This is a genomic window from Brevibacillus sp. HB2.2, from assembly GCF_013284275.1.
Taxonomy (GTDB): Bacteria; Bacillota; Bacilli; order Brevibacillales; family Brevibacillaceae; genus Brevibacillus; species Brevibacillus brevis_D.
The window spans coordinates 23,155-43,358 of the sequence record NZ_JABSUV010000049.1 but is presented as its reverse complement, the minus strand read 5'-3'; the positions used below and the strand labels follow the sequence as shown (position 1 = coordinate 43,358).

Sequence of the window (20,204 nt, the reverse complement as noted above, 5' to 3'; positions counted from 1 at the left end):
CTGCGGAAGCGCCTGCTTTCCCCCAGTTTTCTTTTTCAAGTTCATGTATCAACACTTGAATTTTATCCGGTACGATCTTCAATTCGTTTGTTGTTAACTCCGTTGCCTGTCTAATGAAGTCTTTTTTCATATCCTTCGACATAGCTGGCCATGTATTTAGCACAATGAATGGCATTTCATACACATCCTTGATTATTAGATAAAAAGAAGCGACTTACTTAAATATAACCAAAGAATGTTCTTTATAAGCATGAACCACCCCCCTTAAATTAGAAGCTTCCTCTTCTATTATTTGTTTAAATAAGAGTGGATAGCTTTTGTAACCAATTCATGATCTTCTTCGGGAGTTAGGCCTGATACCGTTATGGTCCCGATAATCCCAACGCCTTTCGCTATGATGGGAAAAGCTCCCCCATATGCCGCGTATTTAGAGGCATCCACTCGAATTGATTCGTGATAAGGAATTCCAGTTATTTCACTTTGTCTTTGCAAATAATAGGAACTGTGATCATGCAGTGCTACAACTCGATTTTTGCGTTGGATCCATTCCGTATTTACCTGAGATGTGCCTGTCATTTTATAGTGAAACAATTGCACACCATTTTTTGTTATATCTACAGCAATCTGCTTTTCTTCTTGTTTGGCCATATCAATAATCAACAAACCCAATTGAAGAGCGTCTTCATTCGTAAATGATGTGAATTGCAGCGTTTCCTCATCATTTATTATCTTTTTCATGATTTCATCAAAGGATGCTGTACTCATATCTATCACCTCATGGATTTTATGCCCGATTTTTTTGATCTTTTCGTTCTAAAGCCATACTCCAGCCTGTAAGGATAGTGGCTCCTACCACCATCAATCCGCCTATCCAAGCAGTATGAATAAGTCCGATGGAATCAGTGATCACCCCACCCAGGTAAGCTCCGAGAGCAATGCCAGCATTAAAGGCTGCAATATTAATGGCTGATGCCACATCAACTGCCCCCGAAGTAAAGCGTTCTGCCAACATCACGACGTAGACTTGCAGTCCGGGCACGTTCATAAAATGAAGTAATCCCATCAAAATAATCGTAATTAATCCAATAACTTTGAATGGAGCAGTAAATGTTAAGAGAAACAGCACAACTGCTTGCAAGATAAACATATAGAACAGGGCAACAATCGGATTTCGATTTGCCACCTTACCGCCAACCACGTTACCGATTGCAATGGCAATTCCATAGACCACCAAAATTAACGTAATTGTTCCTTGTTTAAAACCAGTTATATCTTGAAGCAATGGGGATAAGTAAGTGAAGACGACGAAAGTTCCTCCATACCCCAAGGCTGTAATGATGAACAAAAGTAACAAACGACCATTGGTAATCACTTTAATCTGATCTCGAAATGTTGAAGGGGCACCTTTTCGCAACTCGGATGGAACAAGAATGCTGTTGGCTATAAAAGCGATGATCCCAACTGCGACAATCGCGATGAAGGCTGCTCTCCATCCCAGTTGTTGACCAATAAATGTTCCTAATGGTACCCCTGTGACGATTGCCACAGTAAGCCCCGTAAACATAATAGATATCGCACTAGCTCTCCTATTTTCCGGGACTACATCAGCAGCAATGGTAGACCCAATCGACATAAACACGCCGTGTGAAAACGCAGAAATGATCCGGGCAACAAGCAATACACCAATGCTCGTTGCACCTGCTGCGAGAAGGTTACCAGCAATAAAGACGATCATAATCCAAAGCAATAATGATTTACGCGACATACTGGATGTCAGTGAAGTCAAGATAGGCGCTCCAAAAGTTACTCCAAGTGCGTATAACGAAACCGTTAATCCGGCAGTAGTAACCGAAATATTCAGGTCTTGCGAAATAAGAGGCAGTAATCCGACACTAATAAATTCTGTTGTACCGATGGCAAAAGCACTTATTGCTAATGCTAAAAGCGCTAATGCGCTTCGTTTATTATCCAAGGCCATTTCTTTAATCCTCCTTACACTGTCCGACCGGCAAGTGTTATTATGATACAGAACAAACCTAATCGAAAGTACGTACTTTTTTGTGCTATAGGTACTGAAAAGTTCCTATAAAGTATTTCGACAAACAAAATCTCCTCGAGAAAACTATCAAAAAGGAATTACTATAACCGATCGGCAAATGTTATTATGATACATAACGAACTTAATCAAAAGTACGTACTTTTTTGTGCTATAGGTACTGAAAAGTTCCTATAAAGTTTTAGCAGGAGGGACCTTATGAATAAAAAGAAATATAATATTTCGGTTGAAGCTACGCTTGAAGTATTAGGCGGAAAGTGGAAATGCGTTATACTTTGCCACCTAACTCACGGTAAAAAACGTACCAGTGAATTGAAACGTCTTATGCCTGCGATTACACAAAAAATGCTAACCCAGCAACTACGCGAGCTAGAAAGTGACGGGATTATCAATCGAATTACTTACAATACGGTCCCCCCAAAAGTGGAATATGAACTAAGCGAATACGGATGGGGATTGAAAAGTATATTAGAATCACTCTGCTCATGGGGCGAACAACATATCATTAAAAAGTATGGAAATAAATTTGACGTATTAGAAGAAAGCATCTTAAATAGATAAAATCTCCTCATCTCGGCATTGGAAAAACCCCCTTGGTTAACGGAAAAACCTAGGGGGTTTAAACATAAATTTTATAATCACACCATTTACCGCGCTTCTTTTTCATCCGTTTGCAGATCTTTTTTCAACCAATCAATCAGTTCCTTCTCGCGAGCCTTGTTCATTTTTTGCAACTGCTCCGGTGACCACTCGTAAAAGCCTTGCCCATTCTTCTGCCCGTAGTTCCCTGCGTCCACCAGATTTCTCATCGTGGAAAGAGATGCCTGATGCGTGCCGAGGTCTGGGAACAAATAGCTGGAAATGGCGTCGAACACATCCAGCCCTCCCATATCCGCACTCATGAATGGACCCGTAACTGGCAAACGGCGGCCGATGCTGTATTGTACCGCTTTATCAATATCCTCGATCGAAGCGGCTCCCTGCTCATAGATGTACTGCGCTTCTCGAAAGAGCGCATACTGCAAACGATTCCCCACAGAACCGAGAATGTCTTTCTTGATGAGGATCGGCTTTTTGCCCATCGCATGCAGCAGGGCCATGGCCTGATCCACTGCTGCGTCCGACGTCTTCTCTCCGCGGATGACCTCTACCAGAGGAATCAGATGCCCGGGATTCCAAAAGTGCGTGACTAATGTCCGCTCGGGATGCTCCATCAAGCTGGCGATGGCAGTTGGGCTCAGCCCAGAAGTATTACTCGCCAGAATGGTGTCTGGAGAACACAATGCCTCCAGTTCTTGAAACATCTTTTGCTTCAGTTCCAGATTCTCTGGAATACCTTCAATAATAAAGGGAGTTCCTTGGACGCACTCTTGCAGAACAGTGGTGAACCGAATACGATTTTGGATTGTTTCCTTTTCATCAGGATGAACGACTTCGTAATCGCACAACAGTCCGATCTTTTCAGCGACGCCACCCTTCCCGCGCTGGACATCCCGCTCATCCATTCCCCAGATGTTCACATCAAATCCTGCCATGGCTGCCGACAGGGCGATGGAATGGCCCATCGTTCCCGCCCCAATGATCGCTACGCGTTTCGGCAACGTACTCATATCGCGGTCCACCCTCCATCCACCTTGATCGTTTCACCTGTAATAAAGTTAGCCATATCAGAAGCGAGGAATAGAACGGCTCCTGTAATATCAGACACTTGAGCTAACTGCCCTAACGGGATGCGGCTCAGCACATCCTGGTAAAAGTCCCGATCCTCAAACATTTTCTTCGTGAAATCAGTCTCAACAAAAGTAGGTGCCACACCGTTGACCTTTATCCCGTATGGAGCCCACTCCACTGCCAGCGCTTTGGTCAATTGAACCGCACCGCCTTTACTGGAGCAATACGCCGACCGTTTGATATAACCGACAAAAGCCATCTGGGACACCATGTTGATGATGCGGCCCCCGCCATTTGCTGCCATATGCTTGCCGGCGCGCTGCGAGCAGAAAAAGGTCCCTTTCAGATTGGTATCCAGCACGCGATCCCAATCCTCTTCTGTCACTTCAAACGCCGGTTTTGCGATGTTGATTCCCGCATTGTTGACGAGAATGTCCAGTCCTCCCAGAGTCGCGATTGTGTCGTCTACCATCTGATAGATGCTCTGAACATCCTGCATGTCCGCCGCCAAAAAGAAAGAATTCGGTTGAATCTGCCGCAATTCATGCGTCGCTGCTTCCAGATTCGCCGTATTGCGTCCCGTAATCATGACGTCGGCACCGAGCCGAGCAAATGCCATCGCCGCGTCCTTTCCGAGTCCTTTGCTGCCCCCGGTAATGAGAACCCGTTTTCCTCTCAGCTCTTGAAAAGAAGTCATAAACGCTTCGCTCCTTTCTGGCTAACGAACTAGATTACCCTATGAATCCTCTTTTTTTACATGCCAAGCGAGAACAGGACCACTGCTAAAATAACACCCAAAATCGGAACAACCACGGTTAATGCACCGAATGCAGGATACGCATCTTTGTGTGTCTCTCCCGCGATCGCGCGAATGGTCGTAACAACATAGCCACCATGAGGCAAGGAATCAAGCGATCCTGATGAAATCGCCACAACCCGGTGCAAGGCTTCAGGATTTACACCCATGTCCATATAGTGCGGCGCCAGCAACGGCAAAGCGATCGTCTGTCCGCCAGATGCAGAACCTGTGAGTCCGGCAATCACGCAAACCGCTACTGCGCTTCCTATCAGCGGACTGCCAGGAATGCTCGTCATAAAGTCAACGGCGGTCGCAAATGCTGGCGTCGCTTTGGCAACCCCACCAAAACCAACAACAGCCGCCGTATTCGCAATGGCGATCAGAGCACCCATCGTCCCTTCTGAAACAGCATGCCAGAAGTTGATAAAGTACTTCCGATGTAGCAGATAAGTCGCTATTACACCGCCAAGCAAGGCGAGAATAAGCGCGGACTCTTTAAACGAGTCATGGAAAACAAACGAAATCACGAGAACAACCAAGAGCGGAATCATGCTGACGAATGGATTGGGCAAATTGTCCCGCACCTTCAGGTTGTCTGTTTCCCGTGTGGTGAAGTGCTCCCCGTTTTTAACCGCTTTCATAATCATCCGTTTTAACCACCAGTAGCCAAAAATCATCATGAATACAGCCACGAGCAAGCTAACTTCCCAACCGGCATAGGGAGTGGTGTGCAAATATTGAATGGGAATCCAGTTCTGAATTTCAGGAGAACCAGCCGATGTCATGGTAAAGGTGGTAGAACCGAAGCCGAGCGCCGCCGGGATAAAACGCCTCGGCAGGTTCGCTTCCTTAAACAAGCTGATCGCCATCGGATAAACGGAAAAAGCAACGACGAACAAGCTCACACCGCCATATGTCAAAACCGCGCAGGCAATCACAATTGCGAGTGCCGCGTTTTTCATGCCGATCTTCTCGACGATCCATTTGGACACGCTGTCTGCCGCCCCGCTGTCTTCCATCAGCTTTCCGAATATTGCGCCGATAAGAAACATCAAATACCACGAAGTGATAAATCCTGTGAAGCCGCCCATGTAGTTGGAGACAAAGTTCGCTTCTCCCTTTCCTACCAACTGCGGAAAGAGTGGCAATCCATTAAAAACAGCTACGAACAAAGCGGAGAAAGGTGCAACAATCAGTAGGTTCATACCCCTCATCGTCAAAATAATGAGCAGCGCCAAGCCTCCGATTAAACCGATCATGCTAATCATCTGAATCACTTCCATTCTGTCGGTGATAGATCTAGCTGCCAAGAATCAAACTGGGAGAGAGGAAGCCACTCTCTAGGGAGCGGCTCCTTTTCCCTCTATTGTCTGGGGTTTATTTCTTGCCGTAGCGGCGTACGCGCAGCAACGCTTGTTCAGCATGGCCTGCAAAATTCTCCAGCTGGCACAGACGAGCTGCATATTCCCCAATGTATGCACTTGCTTCTTCGCTTACTTTTTGATACGTGACTGTTTTCAGGAACTTGCCTACCCACAGTCCGCCTGTATAACGGGCAGCGCCTTTGGTAGGCAGTGTATGGTTGGTTCCAATCACTTTATCACCGTAGGCAACGTTGGTTTCCGGGCCTAAAAAGAGGCAGCCGTAGTTGGTCATGTTGTTCAAGAAGAAGTCAGGGTCTTTCGTCAAAATCTCTACGTGCTCAAAAGCGAGTTTGTTCGCTTCAACGAGCGCTTCCTCCTGATCCTCTACCAAAATGATCACGCCGTAGTCACGCCAGGAGACACGCGCCACATCTGCAGTAGGGAGAATTTCCAGCTGTCGCTCGATTTCTTTGATCGTTTCATGTGCCAGCTGCTCCGAAGTCGTGATGAGCGCACCCGGTGAAGTTGGACCGTGCTCGCCTTGACCGAGAAGATCGGTGGCGATCATTTCAGCATCGGCTGTTTCATCAGCCACAACGAGCGTCTCTGTAGGTCCGGCAAACAGGTCGATTCCAACACGTCCGTACAGCTGACGTTTGGCCTCTGCCACGAAGGCGTTACCCGGGCCGACGAGCATATCTACTGGCTCGATGGATTCCGTTCCGACCGCCATCGCTGCCATCGCTTGAATGCCGCCGAGAATGTATATCTCATCGGCACCTGCCATATGCATCGCTGCAACCGTTGCCGCCGGAATTTCACCGTTAATCGGAGGCGTGCAAGCGATGACGCGTTTCACACCTGCTACCTTTGCGGTCAACACACTCATGTGAGCCGAAGCCACCATCGGATAGCGTCCACCTGGAATGTAGCAACCTACACTTTCTACCGGGATGTTTTTGTGACCCAAAATGACTCCGGGCAGCGTCTCCACCTCGATGTCGAGCATGGATTTGCGTTGCTCTTCCGCAAAGCGTCTCACATTGCTCTGCGCAAACTTGATATCCTCGATGGTCTGCTCCGGTACGCCACTGATGATTTCCGCGATTTGCTCGGACGTCAGGCGAAACTGCTCGGGGCTCCATTTATCGAACTTCGCTGACAGCTCGCGTACGGCTGCATCGCCTTCCTGCTCGATATTCTGAATGGTTTGGCGTACGGTTTCCGCTACTTGCGCGTCATTTTGTGCGATTTCATTTTTTGCTTTTCCTTGTTTCAAAAATCTAGCCATTTTCTTGACCTCCCGTTTTAGCATACGTATGCATTTTTCAGAATTTTTTTCTCGCTTCCTTGTTTTGCATACGTATGCAAAAAGGAGCGAGAAGAAATCAGACAATTTTCAAATCTATATGCAAATACTAATGATCGCGCTTACATTTGTCAAGCGATTATTTTTGTTTCTTTGTCGTACATCGCTCGATCAATTGGCCATGAACTAGTTTTGCCACGGGTTCTACCGTATTTATTTTCATTTCATTCAGCAGCGTATTGATAGTTAATTCGATCATTTCGTCGACTGGCTGCTCCCACGTCGTCAACTCATAGGAAGGCCATGACGCCATCTTGATATTGTCAAATCCTACGATCGCGATGTCCTCAGGAACCGATAGCTTCATCGCCTTTACCGCATCGAGCGCTCCAAATGCAGTGATATCATTCGCCCCAAAAATGACATCCGGTCGCTCTTCTTGCTGCAGCAGGCGTAGGGTCGCTTCATATGCTCGCTTGTACGTGTAGTCGCCCTCTTCAATGATGGGAGCCAAACCTTTTTCCTGGAGAAAATCGCAAAAGCCCCTCTGCCGATCCTGACTCGTCGAGGTATTGATCCGCCCAGTGATATACGCCATTTTTCGATATTCCTGCTCGTACAGATACTTCGCGATCTGTTGAGCGGCAGCATAGTTGTCACAGCTGATCGAATAGCACGGGATGTCTTTGCTGTAGCGGTTGAACAGGACTACAGGGATGTTGTTCTCATGCAGCTGGGACACGACTTTGGACGACAAATAAGCATCCGTCACGATTACTCCCTCAACGTTGTACTCCAGAAATTGCGTAATTTCTTCCTGTTGGATCTCGTCGTTTTCCGTGTATACAAATAAGACGTGATACCCTTTTTCCCGAAGTCCCTTGGTGAATTTCCCCAATACTTCATGGTAGAACGGGTTTTCGATATCACGCATAGCCAGCCCAATGATGTTGGTCTTGTTCATGATCAAGCCACGAGCGAGGGCATTCGGTCGGTAGCCTAGCTCCTTCGCTACTTCCAGCACTTTTTTCTTTGTTTTTTCGGATACATTTGAGCCGGGGGTAAATACACGCGAAACGGTAGACTGAGAGACTTTTGCCAATCTCGCTACTTCCATCGCATTTACCGGTTTTTTCTTCACAAAGATTCCCTCCGAACACAGCGAAGCACGTTGGGGCTAGAGTCCCCCTCGATACTGTAAGAATACAATTTTATATGAACAATCTGATTATACCATTAATCGTGAAGGCCTGCTCGTTCTACTGCCTGACTTGCTCAATAAAGTGCCTTGCCGCCATGGAAAGGTAATGATCCTTTAGCCAGATGATGCCCGATGCGGCATTCAAATGCTTATGCCCTTACGTGGAATGTGCGTGGGCAGGAAGTCGTTAAAAATCATTAAAATAGCAAAAAGAAGGATGAAAATCGTTATGATTTTTATCCTTCTTTTTTATGGAATGAATAACCTGCGTGGTTTTAGCATGGCCTAACCTGAACATTGAATACCACATTTTCCAGCTGATTGGAATAAGAATTGTCATGCTAGAACAAAATAGGACAAGTTCTTTTTACGACTGTAATGAAGCTGCAAAGGAGGAAAACCATGTGGAAAACAATTGTTTCAAATCTTCCTGCCTGGCCAGTTTTTATTCAAGCCGCAGTCGTTTTTCTTGTTCCTTATGCGATTTCAAGATTATTTCATTGGATTCGTACAACGGAGGAAGAGTGATATAGATGGAAAGTATCGCTCCATTTACAGACGATTACCTATCGAATTTGAATCTTATCCGTCAGGAAATCGCCCAAAACGCAGATGTGCATATCCGCGAATTTTCTTTCGGACAGACTGCCAGTCGTGCTTCCATTATTTTTGTAGATGGGTTATCCGATCGCGATCTCATCGATAATACTATTCTGAAAACACTCATGGATGATTCTGTGGCAGTGTTGGTACAGGAGAATTCTTCGGGGGACGTTTCTGTATCCAAAGATTTTTTCATCAATCATGTGCTTTCCATCCATGAAATACTGGAATGCCGGGATGTATACGATCTGAGGACAAAAGTATTGACTGGCTTCACGGCACTGTTGATTGAAGGGACCGCAAATGCTCTCCTTCTTAATACCGTAAAAGTAAAAACAAGAAATATAGATGAACCTGTCTCAGAATCTTTGGTCAGAGGCCCTAGAGTAGGCTTCACGGAAACGTTAAGCGAAAATACCGCCCTCTTGCGCAGACACGGTGAAAATGGAGATCTTCTCTTCCTAAAATTTCAGGTGGGCGAGCGTGCAAAAAAAGAGCTGATTATCGCCTATATGAAAGAGATTGCGAATCCCGCGTTGGTTGAAGAAGTAAAAAACCGAATTACGAAAATTAAAATTGACCATGTGCCGGAATCCGGTTATGTGGAGCAACTTATTGAAGATAATTATCTCAGCCCATTCCCGCAGGCGCAGAGCACAGAACGGCCTGACCGCGTCATCAGTGCATTAATGGAAGGACGAGTGGCCATCTTGCTGGATGGTACTCCTTTTGCCTTAATCGTTCCAGTGACGTTCAGCATGCTCCTGCAATCGCCTGAAGACTATTATGAGCGCTGGATTCCAAGCACATTCATTCGCTTGTTGCGCTTTTTCACTGCCTTTTCTTCCTTACTTATACCGGCCCTCTATATTTCCTTTATCTCTTTTCATCAAGGGTTAATTCCTACCGAATTGGCTATTTCCATCATCAGCACTCGACAAGGAGTTCCATTTCCCGCTCTGTTGGAGGCACTGATCATGGAAGTTTCTATCGAGATTATGAGAGAAGCCGGTCTTCGATTGCCGAAACCAATCGGCCCTGCCATCGGGATTGTCGGTGGACTGATTATTGGTCAAGCTGCAGTACAAGCAGGTATTGTCAGCCCAATTATGGTAATCGTCGTAGCTGTCACTGCTATTTCCTCCTTTGCCATTCCGTCATACAACCTAGGTATTTCCTTACGTCTCATTCGGTTTTTGGTCATGTTCTCCGCAGCCATGTTTGGATTGTACGGGGTGATTTTGTTTTTTCTCTTGCTTACGAGTCATTTGGTAAAACTAAAAAGTTTTGGTGTACCTTATGTTACTCCTGCTGTTCCCTATCGGTTAAGGGATTGGAAAGATTTTATGGTGCGCATGCCACTCATGATGATGAAACGCCGGCCAAAAATGCTGCATACGAAAGAGCCGACTCGCAAAGGATAGCCACTCAGTATAGTAGGTGAAGCCCAAAATGTTACCCACCCGAAATGATCGGATCACCACCTCGCAAACAGCAGTGATCATCATCAACTTTATATTGGGAGCGGGAATCCTTACCCTGCCTAGAATCTCAGTGGAAAAAGCAAAGACACCGGATGTTTGGATAAGTGTCATCATTGGCGGTTTACTCGCGATGCTCGCTGGGATAATCATTGTAAAATTAAGCCAGCGGTTCCCTGAGAAAACGTTTTTTGAATACAGCCAGGAAATTGCAGGGGAATGGGTTGGAAGGATGCTCAGCCTTTTGATCATCTGTTATTTTTGTATGACCTCATCTCTTCAAGTCCGATCTATGGCTGAAGTAACAACCTTTTACTTGCTGGAGAAAACCCCAATGTGGGCCATTGTTATGGTATTTTTGTGGGTTGCTCTTTATCTTGTCATAGGTGGCATCAATTGTCTCGCCCGTATGCTTGAGATTATCTTGCCAATTACTGTCCTCTTTTTTTTGGTGGTTTCCTTGATGAGCATAAAAATTTTTGAAATCGATCATCTTCGTCCCGTATTGGGGCTGGGGTGGAAACCGGTGTTCGATGGGATTAAACCAACTGCGCTCGCCTATACCGGTTTTGAAATAATGATGATTCTGGTGGTATACATGAGACAGCCAAACAAAGGCGTGAAAGCCGTTGTGGTGGGAATCAGCGCCTCGTTGATCTTTTACCTGATGACAGTCGTGATGGTCATTGGGGCGTTTTCAATAGATGGAGTCGTCACAAGGACATGGCCGACCATTGATCTCATACGAAGCTTTGAAATTACCGGTTTACTCTTTGAACGGTTTGAATCGTTGCTGCTCGTATTATGGATTATGCAAATCTTTTCTACTTTCACGTTGGCTTACTACTCAGCCGCTCTAGGCCTCGCCCAGCTCTTCAAGAAAAATATGGAGCCGTTTCTATTCGGATTGCTGCCTGTGATCTACATCATTACGATGACTCCAAAAGAAATCAATAGTGTATTTGCACTTGGAGATTTTGTGGGCGATGCAGCCTTTTTCTTATTTGGTGTAATGCCCCTTCTCCTTCTTATTATTTCTGGCTGGAAGGTGGGTAAGCATGAAGCAAAGTCATCATCGTGAGTGGCTCCTCCTCTTGACATCGTTATCTGTTTTCCTGCTCTTCTTACTGACCGGATGCTGGAGCAGCAACGATATCGACAAGATGGGTATGGGCATCGGTTTGGCATTGGATGCCAGCAACAAATCAAATGTTGAAAAAAAGCTGGAAAAGCAGGGAAAGGGCCCTCCTCACGTTGACACAATCACCATGACCTATCAATTTATTAACCCAAAAGCAACAAGCAAAGAAAGCAGTTCGGCAGGACCACAACAAAAAGCATATTTGAATGCGTCCCAAACTGGTGAATCTATCCTTCCAATCATCCGTGAATTTTCATTGAGTCATGATACCCCCTTGTTCAGCCCACACTTAAAAGTCATTGTGATTAGCGAGGCTCTGTTACACACACATCGTTTGGAATCTTTGCTGGATCTATTTCTGCGAGATAATGAAATACGTCCAAGTTGCTTGTTATTGGTTAGTAACGGGAATGCCCGCGATGTCTTGGAAACCAAAAAACCGGGAGAATTGCCAGCACTCAATTTGCTTGGAATCGTAGATAACCGAAACCGAACAGCCAAAATTTTACCTCCTGTGTCACTCGCCAAATTAACGGCCAAGTTGAATTCCGAATCAAGCTTTCTCTTGCAAAATGTTGCCGCTTCTAACAAGGAAGTGAAGTTTGAGGGGGCAGCCGTGATCAATGGAAAGACAAAAAAATGGGCGGGATTTTTAAACGAATTGGATTTGGAGGGCATAACGTGGATAACCGGAAAAGGTAAAGGAGGGCTAGTGAGAAGCCTTGACAAGGAGACAGGTCAACTCATCATCTATGAGATCGAGACCATGGAGAGCAAAATCACTCCCCTTGTTGACGGAAACAAGATTTCCTTTGATGTGCATATCAATTCGAAGGGACGCTTGTCTGAAAATTGGGTGTTGAACGCAAATCCTTTTGAAAATGAATTCCTGAAAAGGGTGGAAAAAGCGGCTGAATTGGAAGTACGGAAACTGGTCAAGAGTGTCACAGCAAAAATGCAAAACCATTTCCATGCGGATGTTGCCGGATTCGGAGAACGTTTGCGAATCGAGTATCCAAAAACGTGGGAGAAAGTAAAAAAAGATTGGGATCAAACATTCAGCACTGTACCCATCACTTACTTCGTAAAGCTTACCACTACTGATTTCGGCGCATCAGGGCCTAGCAAGTGAAGCTTCCTTTCGTTCTGTTATCCATTAATTGCGATTGGAGTAAGATGCCCCCTCTCCCTTACTCCATTCCCTCTTCGTATGAATCACTTAACTTCTGCTATGACCATACCGTCCAGCGACTTTTGCAGACCATATGTTGCAAACGCTGAAATAAGGTGTTATATTAATTGACGTATCAATCATTGATGCGTCAATTATCATCAAGGTATCATGCTCAACTGACCGTATGTTGTCATTGCTTGTGGATATATGACTGAGTTCCTATTCATATTGCCCCCGGGAGGCATTTTTCATGACACGAAAGGAATTGGAAGAGGAGCAAATACTGAATCTGCTCATCGGATTAACCAATAAAATAAGTCCCAAGTTCGAACGCTGTACCGGAATCAGCTCTACTCGTCTCGCGATCTTGCAAATCCTTTGCGAATGCAACGAAATCAATCAGTCCCAGCTACAAAAGCACATCAATATCGACAGTGCTGCCATTACACGCCATCTGAAGCAACTGGAAGCGGATGGCATGGTGACCCGACACAAAAATCCAAATGATAACCGCGAAACCTTCGTTCGTCTATCCGAAGAAGGCCATCATCGGATTGAAGGGTACAAAAGCGAGAAACGAAATTTTATCCAGCAGATTCTGGAAGGCTTCAGCGAGGATGAAACGCAGGTCTTAACTGATTTTCTCAAACGGATGCAAAACAACATTTGATTGTTCCAGAAAGGAGTCTTTTTACATGAAAAACACCGTACAAAGAACAAATGATTTTCGTGAAATCACGTTTGGTCGTCGTTCTGTCAAACTTTATGATCCCGAAATAAAAATCAGTCGCGAGGAAATGATTGAAATTTTAGCGGGAGCCACGCGTGCCCCATCTTCAGTCAACATGCAGCCTTGGCGCTTTGTGGTGATCGAAAGTCAAGAAGGGAAAGAAAAGCTTGCAGAGCTGGCACGCTTCAACAAAACGCAGGTACTCACCTCTTCCGCCGTCATTGCCGTATTCGTCGACATGAATAATGCGGAATATATGGACGAGATATTTGGAAAAGCTGTCGAGCTCGGATACATGCCGCAGGACGTGAAGGACATGCAGCTGAAAGCCGTAAAGCCTTACTACGCCAATCTACCAGCTTCTGACCTGCGCGATGTCAATTTTATCGATGCCGGGCTCGTATCCATGCAATTGATGCTGGTTGCCCGTTCATTCGGCTATGACACGAACCCGATCGGCGGCTATGAAAAGGATCAAATAGCAGAAGCGCTGGATTTGGACAAGGATCGCTATCAACCGATCATGCTGATCAGTATCGGGAAAGCAGCCAAGGAAGGATACCCCTCTTACCGTCTCCCTGTTGAGACAGTAACAACCTGGAAATAATTCAAATTCGTTGGAAGAAAGGGAGAAAACCATGCTTATTATACATGCCCATCTGCAAGTGATACCCGCACAGGAAGAAGCCTTCCTTCAAGCCGCCAAAGCCCTGGTTGCTGCAAGCCAAGCGGAAGAAGGAAATGTAGGATACACCCTTATGAAAAGCACAGAGCAAGAATATCACTACACCGTGGTAGAGAAGTGGAAGGACGCTGCCGCAGTAGCAGCCCACAATGCAAGCGCTCATTTTCAGGCTTTTGTGGAGCAAGCTCCCTCCTTTTTTGCAGCAGCTATGGAATTGGAAGTATACGCAGGAGAGCCTGTGAAGTTGTAAGTTGTCATTCTGATGTACGGAAAAACAGCGAGGTTGGTCCTGCGATCAGCCTTGCTGTTTTTTTGTAGGGAGGAAAGACGCTGCCGCCAACAATTTATTGACAGCGCTTTCTTTATCCCTTACATTAGTAACCAATATAATATTTTGTGATGGAGATCAGGAGATTCACAATATTTCATTTGGTATGGTTTAACCTACCAATGGAATTTGTGGATCTTTTTTTCATCCAAATGGAGGAGGCAGAACATGAAAAAACTAGTTACATCCCTGGCAGCCGCTCTCGCTATTACAACAAGCTTTGGAAGCGTATCTTTTGCCGAAGCGGATAAGATTGTCATCGCCCACCGCGGAGCGAGCGCATACTTGCCGGAACATACGCTGCCCGCAAAAGCGATGGCTTACGCGATGGGAGTCGACTACATCGAACAAGACGTGGTCATGACAAAGGACAACAAACTGCTCATCATGCACGACCATTATCTGGACAGCGTAACCAATGTAGCGGAGGTCTACCCTGATCGAAAACGAAAAGACGGCAGGTACTACGTTATTGATTTCACTCTTGACGAGATCAAGAAACTGAAGACAACAGAGGTCTTCACAGTGGAAAACGGCAAACAGGTACAAGATTATCCGGATCGCTTCCCACTCTGGAAATCCAACTTCAGTGTTCACACTCTGGAAGAAGAGATTGAGCTGATCCAGGGTATGAACAAAAGCACGGGTCGTAACGTAGGGATCTATACGGAGATCAAAGCTCCCTGGTTCCACAGACACGAAGGAAAGGACATCAGCCTCGCAGTGCTGCAGGTGTTGAAAAAGTACGGCTATGTGTCCAAGAATGACAAAGCGTACATACAGACTTTCGACCCCAATGAAGCAAAACGGATTCGCACGGAACTCTATCCACAATTGAATATGAACGTGAAGCTTGTACAGCTCATGGCGGAAACGGGCTGGAACGAAACCATGAACTATGAAAACGGTAAGGCCGTTCCCTACAACTACGATTGGATGTTTGAAAAAGGGGCGATGAAAGAAATTGCGAAATACGCAGACGGCGTAGGGCCATGGAAGCCGATGATCATCAAAGAAGAGTCGACAAGAGACCACCTGATCATTACCAATCTTGTCAAAGAAGCTCATGAAGCTGACCTGGAAGTGCATCCATACACCTTCCGAGCAGATAAAGGACAAATCCCTGCCTATGCAGCAAGCTTCGAGGAGCTGCTCGATCAGTTCTACTTCACAGCAGGAGTTGACGGGGTGTTTACGGACTTCCCTGACCGTGCCGTTGATTTTTTACGAAAAGCGGAGTACCAAAGCAAAATGTCCAAAAACCAGCGTAGCTGACACAGACCGCAAAGTAACTTAGAAACATGAAAACACCTCAGTAACACTAAAACGCCGGTATCTTGTACGCTAAGGATTACCGGCTTTACTAATTTTGGGATTCTTTTTGGGACATAGCAGAGTTACTATGGACCACTCGGGAGAAGGTCGAGCTAAGCGGATCTATATAAACCAAAAGAGCTGCACGCCGAAGCCCAGCTCCAGTCGTACAGCCCCTTTATCCTGTTTACGCCTTACGGTAGAAAGTAAAGCGAACTCCGCACAATGTTGTCCAGCATTTCACGTTCCGCGGTTACCGTGGTCACCGTAATCCCGTGCATAACATTAACCAGGTATTGGGCCAATGCTTTCAAATCCCAGGTTCCCTTCAACTCACCGGTCTGCACCGCACGTTCCAACAGTTGATAAAAGGCTTCCTCGTTCTCAGCCATATTGGCTTGGACCAGCTTAAATACCTCCGGGTGGGAAGCTGCCAGCTCTAACGAGGCATTCACCATAAAGCAGCTTCTGCGGCGCGTATATTCGATGACCTCGTGAAAATAGCGCAGCAGAAGTTCTTTCGCCGGCCTTTGTTCATACAAGATAGCCGCCAGATGCTGTTTGGATTGCCGGTCGTAACGCTCCAGCGCCTGAAGGTACAAGTCCTCTTTACTTCCAAACGTCTCATAAATGCTGCTTCGGCTAAGTCCAAGCTGCTCAACCAAATCCTGCATAGAACAACCCTCGTACCCTTTATCCCAAAACACGTCGATTGCCAGATCCAATACTTTTGGAATTTCAAAACTTTTATTTCTGCTCATACCCCACCTCTTCCCAAAACAACCTCAAGCGGCTAGGAAGGTGCGTGAAAGTCCGGTTTCACTTAAGCTTCTACAAACTTCAGGATCTCGACGTTAAACTTGTCCTTCTCTTCAAACACGAGTCCATGGCCGCTTTCTTCAAACACGATGATTTTCGCATCTGGAAGCCCGTTAATCTGAGGCTCAAAAGACATTGTATCATGCTTGCCTTGGAAAATACGAACGGGCACATGAATTTGGGCCAATTCTTCCCGCGAATCTTCATAAGCAAGGCTCTTGAGCGACATTGCAAGAGCTATAGGATCGGTCTCTAGCGACATCCGGTTGTACCAGTCGACAAAAGCCTGGCTCGGCTTTTGATGGAACAAAGAGCTGTTGAATCCTTCAATTAGCTGTGGACGATCCTGCTGTGCAGCTTCTACAAGAGACTCCACAACCTCAACGGGCAAGCCATAAGGATAATCCGGTCTTTGCGTGAAGAGAGGCGTAGCGGCGGAGGCTAGCACCAGCTTGGAAACGCCATAACCCTGATGTCTTGCCATATATCTCACCGCAACGGCCCCACCCATCGAGAAGCCGACCAGTGTCGCATTTTCGATCTCCAGCTGCTCAAACACCTGGCGAATGTCATCCGCAAACTGATTGTACGAATAGCCGTTGAACGGACGGTCAGATTTCCCGAAACCTCTCAAATCAATACCGATGTAACGAATGCCTTTGAACGGAAGAACGTTTCTTTGGTATTCATACATGGCTTGCCCGACAGGAAGGCCATGTATGAACACAACCGGCTTCCCTTCGCCGATATCCTCCACATACAAGGTTACGTTGCCTCCCACCGGTACATAATGACCGGAAGCTGTTGTTAATCTTTGAGTCATAATAATGATCCTCCTATATTATCCGAGTTTAAGATTTTTAACGCATTCGGGAATGATCGTTCCGAAAAGGTTTTTAAAAATCGAGTCCCTGAGACTCGATGGTTGCTTCCTACATCATTTCCGAAACAAGTCTGTTTCTCTCTTTTCGGAACGATCGTTCCTTTATAGCGATGATTATACTCTCTCTTACTCCTTGGAGTCAAGCGGGGGGAAAGCCGTTTAAAGTCACTGTCATTGTTTGTTGGAGAATGAAACAGCGGCGACCTAAGACCTAAAAGTAAAGGCTTAGACTACCGCTGTTGTTACTGTGCGTCTATTCATACCCATGAAACCCTAGGATTTGCATAATGGGATTTGGCACCTCTGTTTGAGGGTTCTTCCAAAAGGGCTGCTGCTAAGATTACGTTCTCATCCGACGATTATATCCATTAAAGTGCTTAAGCATTTGGGTGAAATCATGAAGCTCCTCATCTTTCCAATCCGAGATTCGTTCAAAAAAAACAGACTCTTTCTCCTTAAGCGCTTCTATTATTTTTTGTTGTCCATGCTCGGTAAGAGATAGCACAATTTCACGACCATCATTAGGGGAAGCTGCTCTGCTCACGTACCCCAGAGCCTGGAGCTGTTTGACAAGGCGACTGACCGAGCTTCGGTCCATCGCAGTTGATTCCGCTAAAGTGGCAGCATTAGTTGGGCCATAGGAGTACAGCCAGCGAACAATATGGAAAGCTGCAGGCTGTAAGGAGGAATCGAATTTCGCTGCAGATCTGACATTTAGGGCATGTGAAGCGCTGATGAGTGCGTTCAGCTGCTCGCCCAACTCAATCTCCAGTTTCTCCCTCGATTCATCTTTGGATGGAGTATTGTTCATCCTCACTCACCTTTCTTTCGATCGTATAATCATTCAATTTTAATTGACATATATCAATCAACTCAATATGATGGACATATGTCAATTAAACACCCTAACTCGCCTATTTTTATTCAAAAAAATTGTATCACATGAAGGAGACATGATGATGACTAAAAAAGCAACGGTTGTTATAACAGGTGCCACCAGCGGTCTTGGACAGCTTGTCTCGATTGAATTGGCAAGACGCGATTTTGACCTTGTCTTGACTGCAAGGAGTAAAGAACGTTCTGAAGCTACTAGAAAACAGATTGAAGCAATTACATCATCAGCGAAGGTTGACTTTTTTTATGGAGATTTATCGCTATTAAAGGATGTTAAACGGGTTGGCAGTGAAATAGCAGCCGCTTACCCTAAAATTGATGTGCTGTTGAACAATGCGGGAATTCATGCCTTCGAGCCCCGTATTACTCCCGAGGGGCTTCCTGAAATGATTGCTGTCAATTATTTATCGCCGTGGCTGTTGTCACATACGATAAAACCGTCTCTACAAAACGCAGGGAAGGCCAAAGTTGTCAATGTTGCCTCTGAAGCTTCACGCCGTCACGGCGTTTTAAAGCTCCCCGAAGATTTAACAGATACAACTCCCTTTACCGCTCGCGGTTCATCCGCCATTTATGGAAAAACCAAATTGTTCAATATTATGTTCACTGCTGAACTGGCAAGAAGGTGGGCAGGTACGGGAATCAGCGCAAATGCGCTAAATCCAGGATTTAATGTTACCGGACTAGGACGAGAGCTTTGGTTTGCATCCGCATTAGAACGATTGTTGAAAGCCCTTCGCCTTGGAGATCCGCGAAGAGGAGCCGATATTATTACACGATTGATTGTAGAGCCGGAATATCAAAAAATGACAGGTGGGTACTTTAATGTTGGGACCGGAAAACCAATTGAACCGGTACATCCCGGGGGAGATGCTGCAATGCAGCACAAATTGTGGCAGGCTACAGAAGATTTGCTGGCGCAAAAGGGGTTTGTTTCCTAAAAAGCGATTTCCCCATGACAGCTTATCTCATGCAGCGCTAAGATATCGCTCATTTCACAATAAGGTACATTAGTGAGACCTTTCCATCATTGCTTTGGAAGATTATTTAACATGCTCATTTTGAGCATACGATTAATCAAAAAAGGCATTTAATGAAAAATGTTCTTCACTTTTTTCCATACACCCCACTTGATTAGGATGTCCACTTACTCTTCCAAGTGAATAATCTAATTTCGTAAAAACTGAAACAAACCTCTCCGCTCACATAATTGTGAGGGTTGAGGTTTGTTTTTACTCTATTACTATCAATTTTCCTGATACAATGACTTCATCCTATAAGAAAGGTTGCTGTGGGTAGTAATGAAGAATGAACGTCAACCTTACACGGATTTTAGAGAAATGTACCGCGATATCGATGTCGCAGCAGAAGCTTACTACAACGAGTTTTTCCATGCCTACAAGACGGAAGGGCGATTCCCCGAAGTATATACGCCCGAGCAAACGAAAAGAGCTTCTAGTGCCATCCAACTTCTTCAACTCTTGGAATGGGAATGGAACCCGGTTCGTTTACTGGCATTACTATCGACAGTAGGTGCTGCCCTAGGAATCGGACGCCCTATACCTGTTTATGATTTTTGTTCAATGATTGAAGGTGCAGCGATAATAGGTTCTCCCTATTTAGACTACTATACTAAAAAGAAAGACATTCTTATAGCTACGTTGGAGATGTTTGCAAATGAGGAGCCATAGAAGTTAAAAAGGACGTTATACCGTTAAACCCCGCCTCGACTCTGATAGAGCTTGTGGCGGG

The 20,204-nt window shown here is 45.6% G+C and carries 22 protein-coding genes; 11 read left to right on the top strand and 11 right to left on the bottom strand.

The genetic code is table 11. The features are described 5' to 3' along the window. The 3 genes from HP401_RS34645 to HP401_RS34635 form a co-directional block, all read right to left on the bottom strand. Nucleotides 1-175: tautomerase family protein (locus tag HP401_RS34645; protein WP_173607115.1), on the bottom strand; the 175-nt coding region annotated here is incomplete at its 3' end. Nucleotides 176-288: 113 nt separating this feature from the next. After that, the gene (locus HP401_RS34640; RefSeq protein ID WP_173607114.1) at nt 289-765 is read right to left on the bottom strand and encodes a heme-degrading domain-containing protein; all 477 of its coding nucleotides are present in this window, start codon (nt 763-765) and stop codon (nt 289-291) included. Nucleotides 766-784: 19 nt separating this feature from the next. Beyond that, on the bottom strand, nt 785-1,978 hold the full coding sequence (locus HP401_RS34635) for an MFS transporter (RefSeq protein WP_173607113.1): 1,194 nt from the start codon (nt 1,976-1,978) through the stop codon (nt 785-787). Between the two features lie 276 nt (nt 1,979-2,254). Here HP401_RS34635 and HP401_RS34630 point away from each other — a divergent pair, with 276 nt between their 5' ends. Continuing rightward, a complete protein-coding gene (locus HP401_RS34630) occupies nt 2,255-2,617 on the top strand; it encodes a winged helix-turn-helix transcriptional regulator (RefSeq protein ID WP_137031343.1) in 363 nt (120 codons plus the stop codon). A gap of 86 nt (nt 2,618-2,703) precedes the next feature. Here HP401_RS34630 and HP401_RS34625 read toward each other — a convergent pair whose 3' ends face one another. From HP401_RS34625 to HP401_RS34605, 5 genes are all read right to left on the bottom strand, one after another. Next, nucleotides 2,704-3,666, bottom strand: a complete 963-nt coding sequence (locus HP401_RS34625; protein ID WP_173607112.1) for a 3-hydroxyacyl-CoA dehydrogenase family protein — start codon at nt 3,664-3,666, stop codon at nt 2,704-2,706. Next, a complete protein-coding gene (locus HP401_RS34620; RefSeq protein WP_173607111.1) occupies nt 3,663-4,424 on the bottom strand; it encodes an SDR family NAD(P)-dependent oxidoreductase in 762 nt (253 codons plus the stop codon). The genes HP401_RS34625 and HP401_RS34620 overlap by 4 nt, the downstream gene beginning before the upstream one ends. Before the next feature lie 56 nt (nt 4,425-4,480). Next, on the bottom strand, nt 4,481-5,794 hold the full coding sequence (locus HP401_RS34615; protein ID WP_173607110.1) for a GntP family permease: 1,314 nt from the start codon (nt 5,792-5,794) through the stop codon (nt 4,481-4,483). A gap of 109 nt (nt 5,795-5,903) precedes the next feature. After that, a complete protein-coding gene (gene hisD / locus HP401_RS34610; protein ID WP_173607109.1) occupies nt 5,904-7,181 on the bottom strand; it encodes a histidinol dehydrogenase in 1,278 nt (425 codons plus the stop codon). 157 nt (nt 7,182-7,338) lie between these two features. After that, on the bottom strand, nt 7,339-8,340 hold the full coding sequence (locus tag HP401_RS34605) for a LacI family DNA-binding transcriptional regulator (RefSeq protein ID WP_173607108.1): 1,002 nt from the start codon (nt 8,338-8,340) through the stop codon (nt 7,339-7,341). A gap of 462 nt (nt 8,341-8,802) precedes the next feature. On the opposite strand from HP401_RS34605, the gene HP401_RS34600 reads away from it, so the two are divergent. The 8 genes from HP401_RS34600 (at nt 8,803) to glpQ (ending at nt 15,817) form a co-directional block, all read left to right on the top strand. Beyond that, the gene (locus HP401_RS34600; protein WP_012684041.1) at nt 8,803-8,928 is read left to right on the top strand and encodes a hypothetical protein; all 126 of its coding nucleotides are present in this window, start codon (nt 8,803-8,805) and stop codon (nt 8,926-8,928) included. A 5-nt stretch (nt 8,929-8,933) separates the two neighbouring features. Next, nucleotides 8,934-10,427, top strand: a complete 1,494-nt coding sequence (locus tag HP401_RS34595; protein WP_173607107.1) for a spore germination protein — start codon at nt 8,934-8,936, stop codon at nt 10,425-10,427. Nucleotides 10,428-10,455: 28 nt separating this feature from the next. After that, complete coding sequence (locus tag HP401_RS34590; protein ID WP_173607106.1) at nt 10,456-11,565, top strand: spore germination protein; 1,110 nt, start codon at nt 10,456-10,458, stop codon at nt 11,563-11,565. Further along, on the top strand, nt 11,543-12,757 hold the full coding sequence (locus HP401_RS34585) for a Ger(x)C family spore germination protein (protein ID WP_173607105.1): 1,215 nt from the start codon (nt 11,543-11,545) through the stop codon (nt 12,755-12,757). Before HP401_RS34590 ends, HP401_RS34585 begins: the two co-directional genes overlap by 23 nt. Before the next feature lie 292 nt (nt 12,758-13,049). Beyond that, a complete protein-coding gene (locus HP401_RS34580) occupies nt 13,050-13,469 on the top strand; it encodes a MarR family winged helix-turn-helix transcriptional regulator (RefSeq protein WP_173607104.1) in 420 nt (139 codons plus the stop codon). Nucleotides 13,470-13,494: 25 nt separating this feature from the next. Continuing rightward, on the top strand, nt 13,495-14,136 hold the full coding sequence (locus tag HP401_RS34575; protein ID WP_142498826.1) for a nitroreductase family protein: 642 nt from the start codon (nt 13,495-13,497) through the stop codon (nt 14,134-14,136). 31 nt (nt 14,137-14,167) lie between these two features. After that, nucleotides 14,168-14,464: a putative quinol monooxygenase gene (locus HP401_RS34570; protein WP_173607103.1), complete on the top strand. Its 297-nt coding sequence runs from the start codon at nt 14,168-14,170 to the stop codon at nt 14,462-14,464. A gap of 246 nt (nt 14,465-14,710) precedes the next feature. Next, nucleotides 14,711-15,817, top strand: coding sequence for a glycerophosphodiester phosphodiesterase (gene glpQ / locus HP401_RS34565; RefSeq protein WP_173607102.1), 1,107 nt, complete (start codon nt 14,711-14,713; stop codon nt 15,815-15,817). Between the two features lie 233 nt (nt 15,818-16,050). On the opposite strand, the gene HP401_RS34560 is transcribed toward glpQ, so the two are convergent. The 3 genes from HP401_RS34560 to HP401_RS34550 all read right to left on the bottom strand — a co-directional run bounded on the left by HP401_RS34560 (nt 16,051) and on the right by HP401_RS34550 (nt 18,369). Continuing rightward, complete coding sequence (locus HP401_RS34560; protein ID WP_173607101.1) at nt 16,051-16,617, bottom strand: TetR/AcrR family transcriptional regulator; 567 nt, start codon at nt 16,615-16,617, stop codon at nt 16,051-16,053. Nucleotides 16,618-16,679: 62 nt separating this feature from the next. Then, nucleotides 16,680-17,498: an alpha/beta fold hydrolase gene (locus HP401_RS34555; protein ID WP_173607100.1), complete on the bottom strand. Its 819-nt coding sequence runs from the start codon at nt 17,496-17,498 to the stop codon at nt 16,680-16,682. Nucleotides 17,499-17,898: 400 nt separating this feature from the next. Further along, entirely contained in the window at nt 17,899-18,369 is a 471-nt protein-coding gene (locus HP401_RS34550) for a MarR family winged helix-turn-helix transcriptional regulator (RefSeq protein WP_173607099.1), read from the bottom strand. Nucleotides 18,370-18,517: 148 nt separating this feature from the next. Between HP401_RS34550 and HP401_RS34545 the strand changes: the two genes are divergently transcribed. Both HP401_RS34545 and HP401_RS34540 read left to right on the top strand, forming a co-directional pair. Then, a complete protein-coding gene (locus HP401_RS34545; RefSeq protein ID WP_173607098.1) occupies nt 18,518-19,393 on the top strand; it encodes an SDR family NAD(P)-dependent oxidoreductase in 876 nt (291 codons plus the stop codon). Nucleotides 19,394-19,753: 360 nt separating this feature from the next. Next, nucleotides 19,754-20,143 (top strand): hypothetical protein, encoded by a 390-nt coding sequence (locus HP401_RS34540; RefSeq protein WP_173607097.1) that lies wholly within the window; start codon nt 19,754-19,756, stop codon nt 20,141-20,143. The last annotated feature ends 61 nt before the right edge of the window (nt 20,144-20,204 follow it).

Coding starts and splice junctions, on each gene's coding strand:
- glpQ (WP_173607102.1), top strand. CDS start 14,711: ATGAAAAAACTAGTTACATCCCTGGCAGCCGCTCTCGCTATTACAACA.
- HP401_RS34635 (WP_173607113.1), bottom strand. CDS start 1,978: ATGGCCTTGGATAATAAACGAAGCGCATTAGCGCTTTTAGCATTAGCA.
- HP401_RS34570 (WP_173607103.1), top strand. CDS start 14,168: ATGCTTATTATACATGCCCATCTGCAAGTGATACCCGCACAGGAAGAA.
- HP401_RS34625 (WP_173607112.1), bottom strand. CDS start 3,666: ATGAGTACGTTGCCGAAACGCGTAGCGATCATTGGGGCGGGAACGATG.
- HP401_RS34630 (WP_137031343.1), top strand. CDS start 2,255: ATGAATAAAAAGAAATATAATATTTCGGTTGAAGCTACGCTTGAAGTA.
- HP401_RS34550 (WP_173607099.1), bottom strand. CDS start 18,369: ATGAACAATACTCCATCCAAAGATGAATCGAGGGAGAAACTGGAGATT.
- hisD (WP_173607109.1), bottom strand. CDS start 7,181: ATGGCTAGATTTTTGAAACAAGGAAAAGCAAAAAATGAAATCGCACAA.
- HP401_RS34540 (WP_173607097.1), top strand. CDS start 19,754: ATGAAGAATGAACGTCAACCTTACACGGATTTTAGAGAAATGTACCGC.
- HP401_RS34595 (WP_173607107.1), top strand. CDS start 8,934: ATGGAAAGTATCGCTCCATTTACAGACGATTACCTATCGAATTTGAAT.
- HP401_RS34600 (WP_012684041.1), top strand. CDS start 8,803: ATGTGGAAAACAATTGTTTCAAATCTTCCTGCCTGGCCAGTTTTTATT.
- HP401_RS34590 (WP_173607106.1), top strand. CDS start 10,456: ATGTTACCCACCCGAAATGATCGGATCACCACCTCGCAAACAGCAGTG.
- HP401_RS34585 (WP_173607105.1), top strand. CDS start 11,543: ATGAAGCAAAGTCATCATCGTGAGTGGCTCCTCCTCTTGACATCGTTA.
- HP401_RS34575 (WP_142498826.1), top strand. CDS start 13,495: ATGAAAAACACCGTACAAAGAACAAATGATTTTCGTGAAATCACGTTT.
- HP401_RS34555 (WP_173607100.1), bottom strand. CDS start 17,498: ATGACTCAAAGATTAACAACAGCTTCCGGTCATTATGTACCGGTGGGA.
- HP401_RS34560 (WP_173607101.1), bottom strand. CDS start 16,617: ATGAGCAGAAATAAAAGTTTTGAAATTCCAAAAGTATTGGATCTGGCA.
- HP401_RS34580 (WP_173607104.1), top strand. CDS start 13,050: ATGACACGAAAGGAATTGGAAGAGGAGCAAATACTGAATCTGCTCATC.
- HP401_RS34615 (WP_173607110.1), bottom strand. CDS start 5,794: ATGATTAGCATGATCGGTTTAATCGGAGGCTTGGCGCTGCTCATTATT.
- HP401_RS34545 (WP_173607098.1), top strand. CDS start 18,518: ATGACTAAAAAAGCAACGGTTGTTATAACAGGTGCCACCAGCGGTCTT.
- HP401_RS34640 (WP_173607114.1), bottom strand. CDS start 765: ATGAGTACAGCATCCTTTGATGAAATCATGAAAAAGATAATAAATGAT.
- HP401_RS34620 (WP_173607111.1), bottom strand. CDS start 4,424: ATGACTTCTTTTCAAGAGCTGAGAGGAAAACGGGTTCTCATTACCGGG.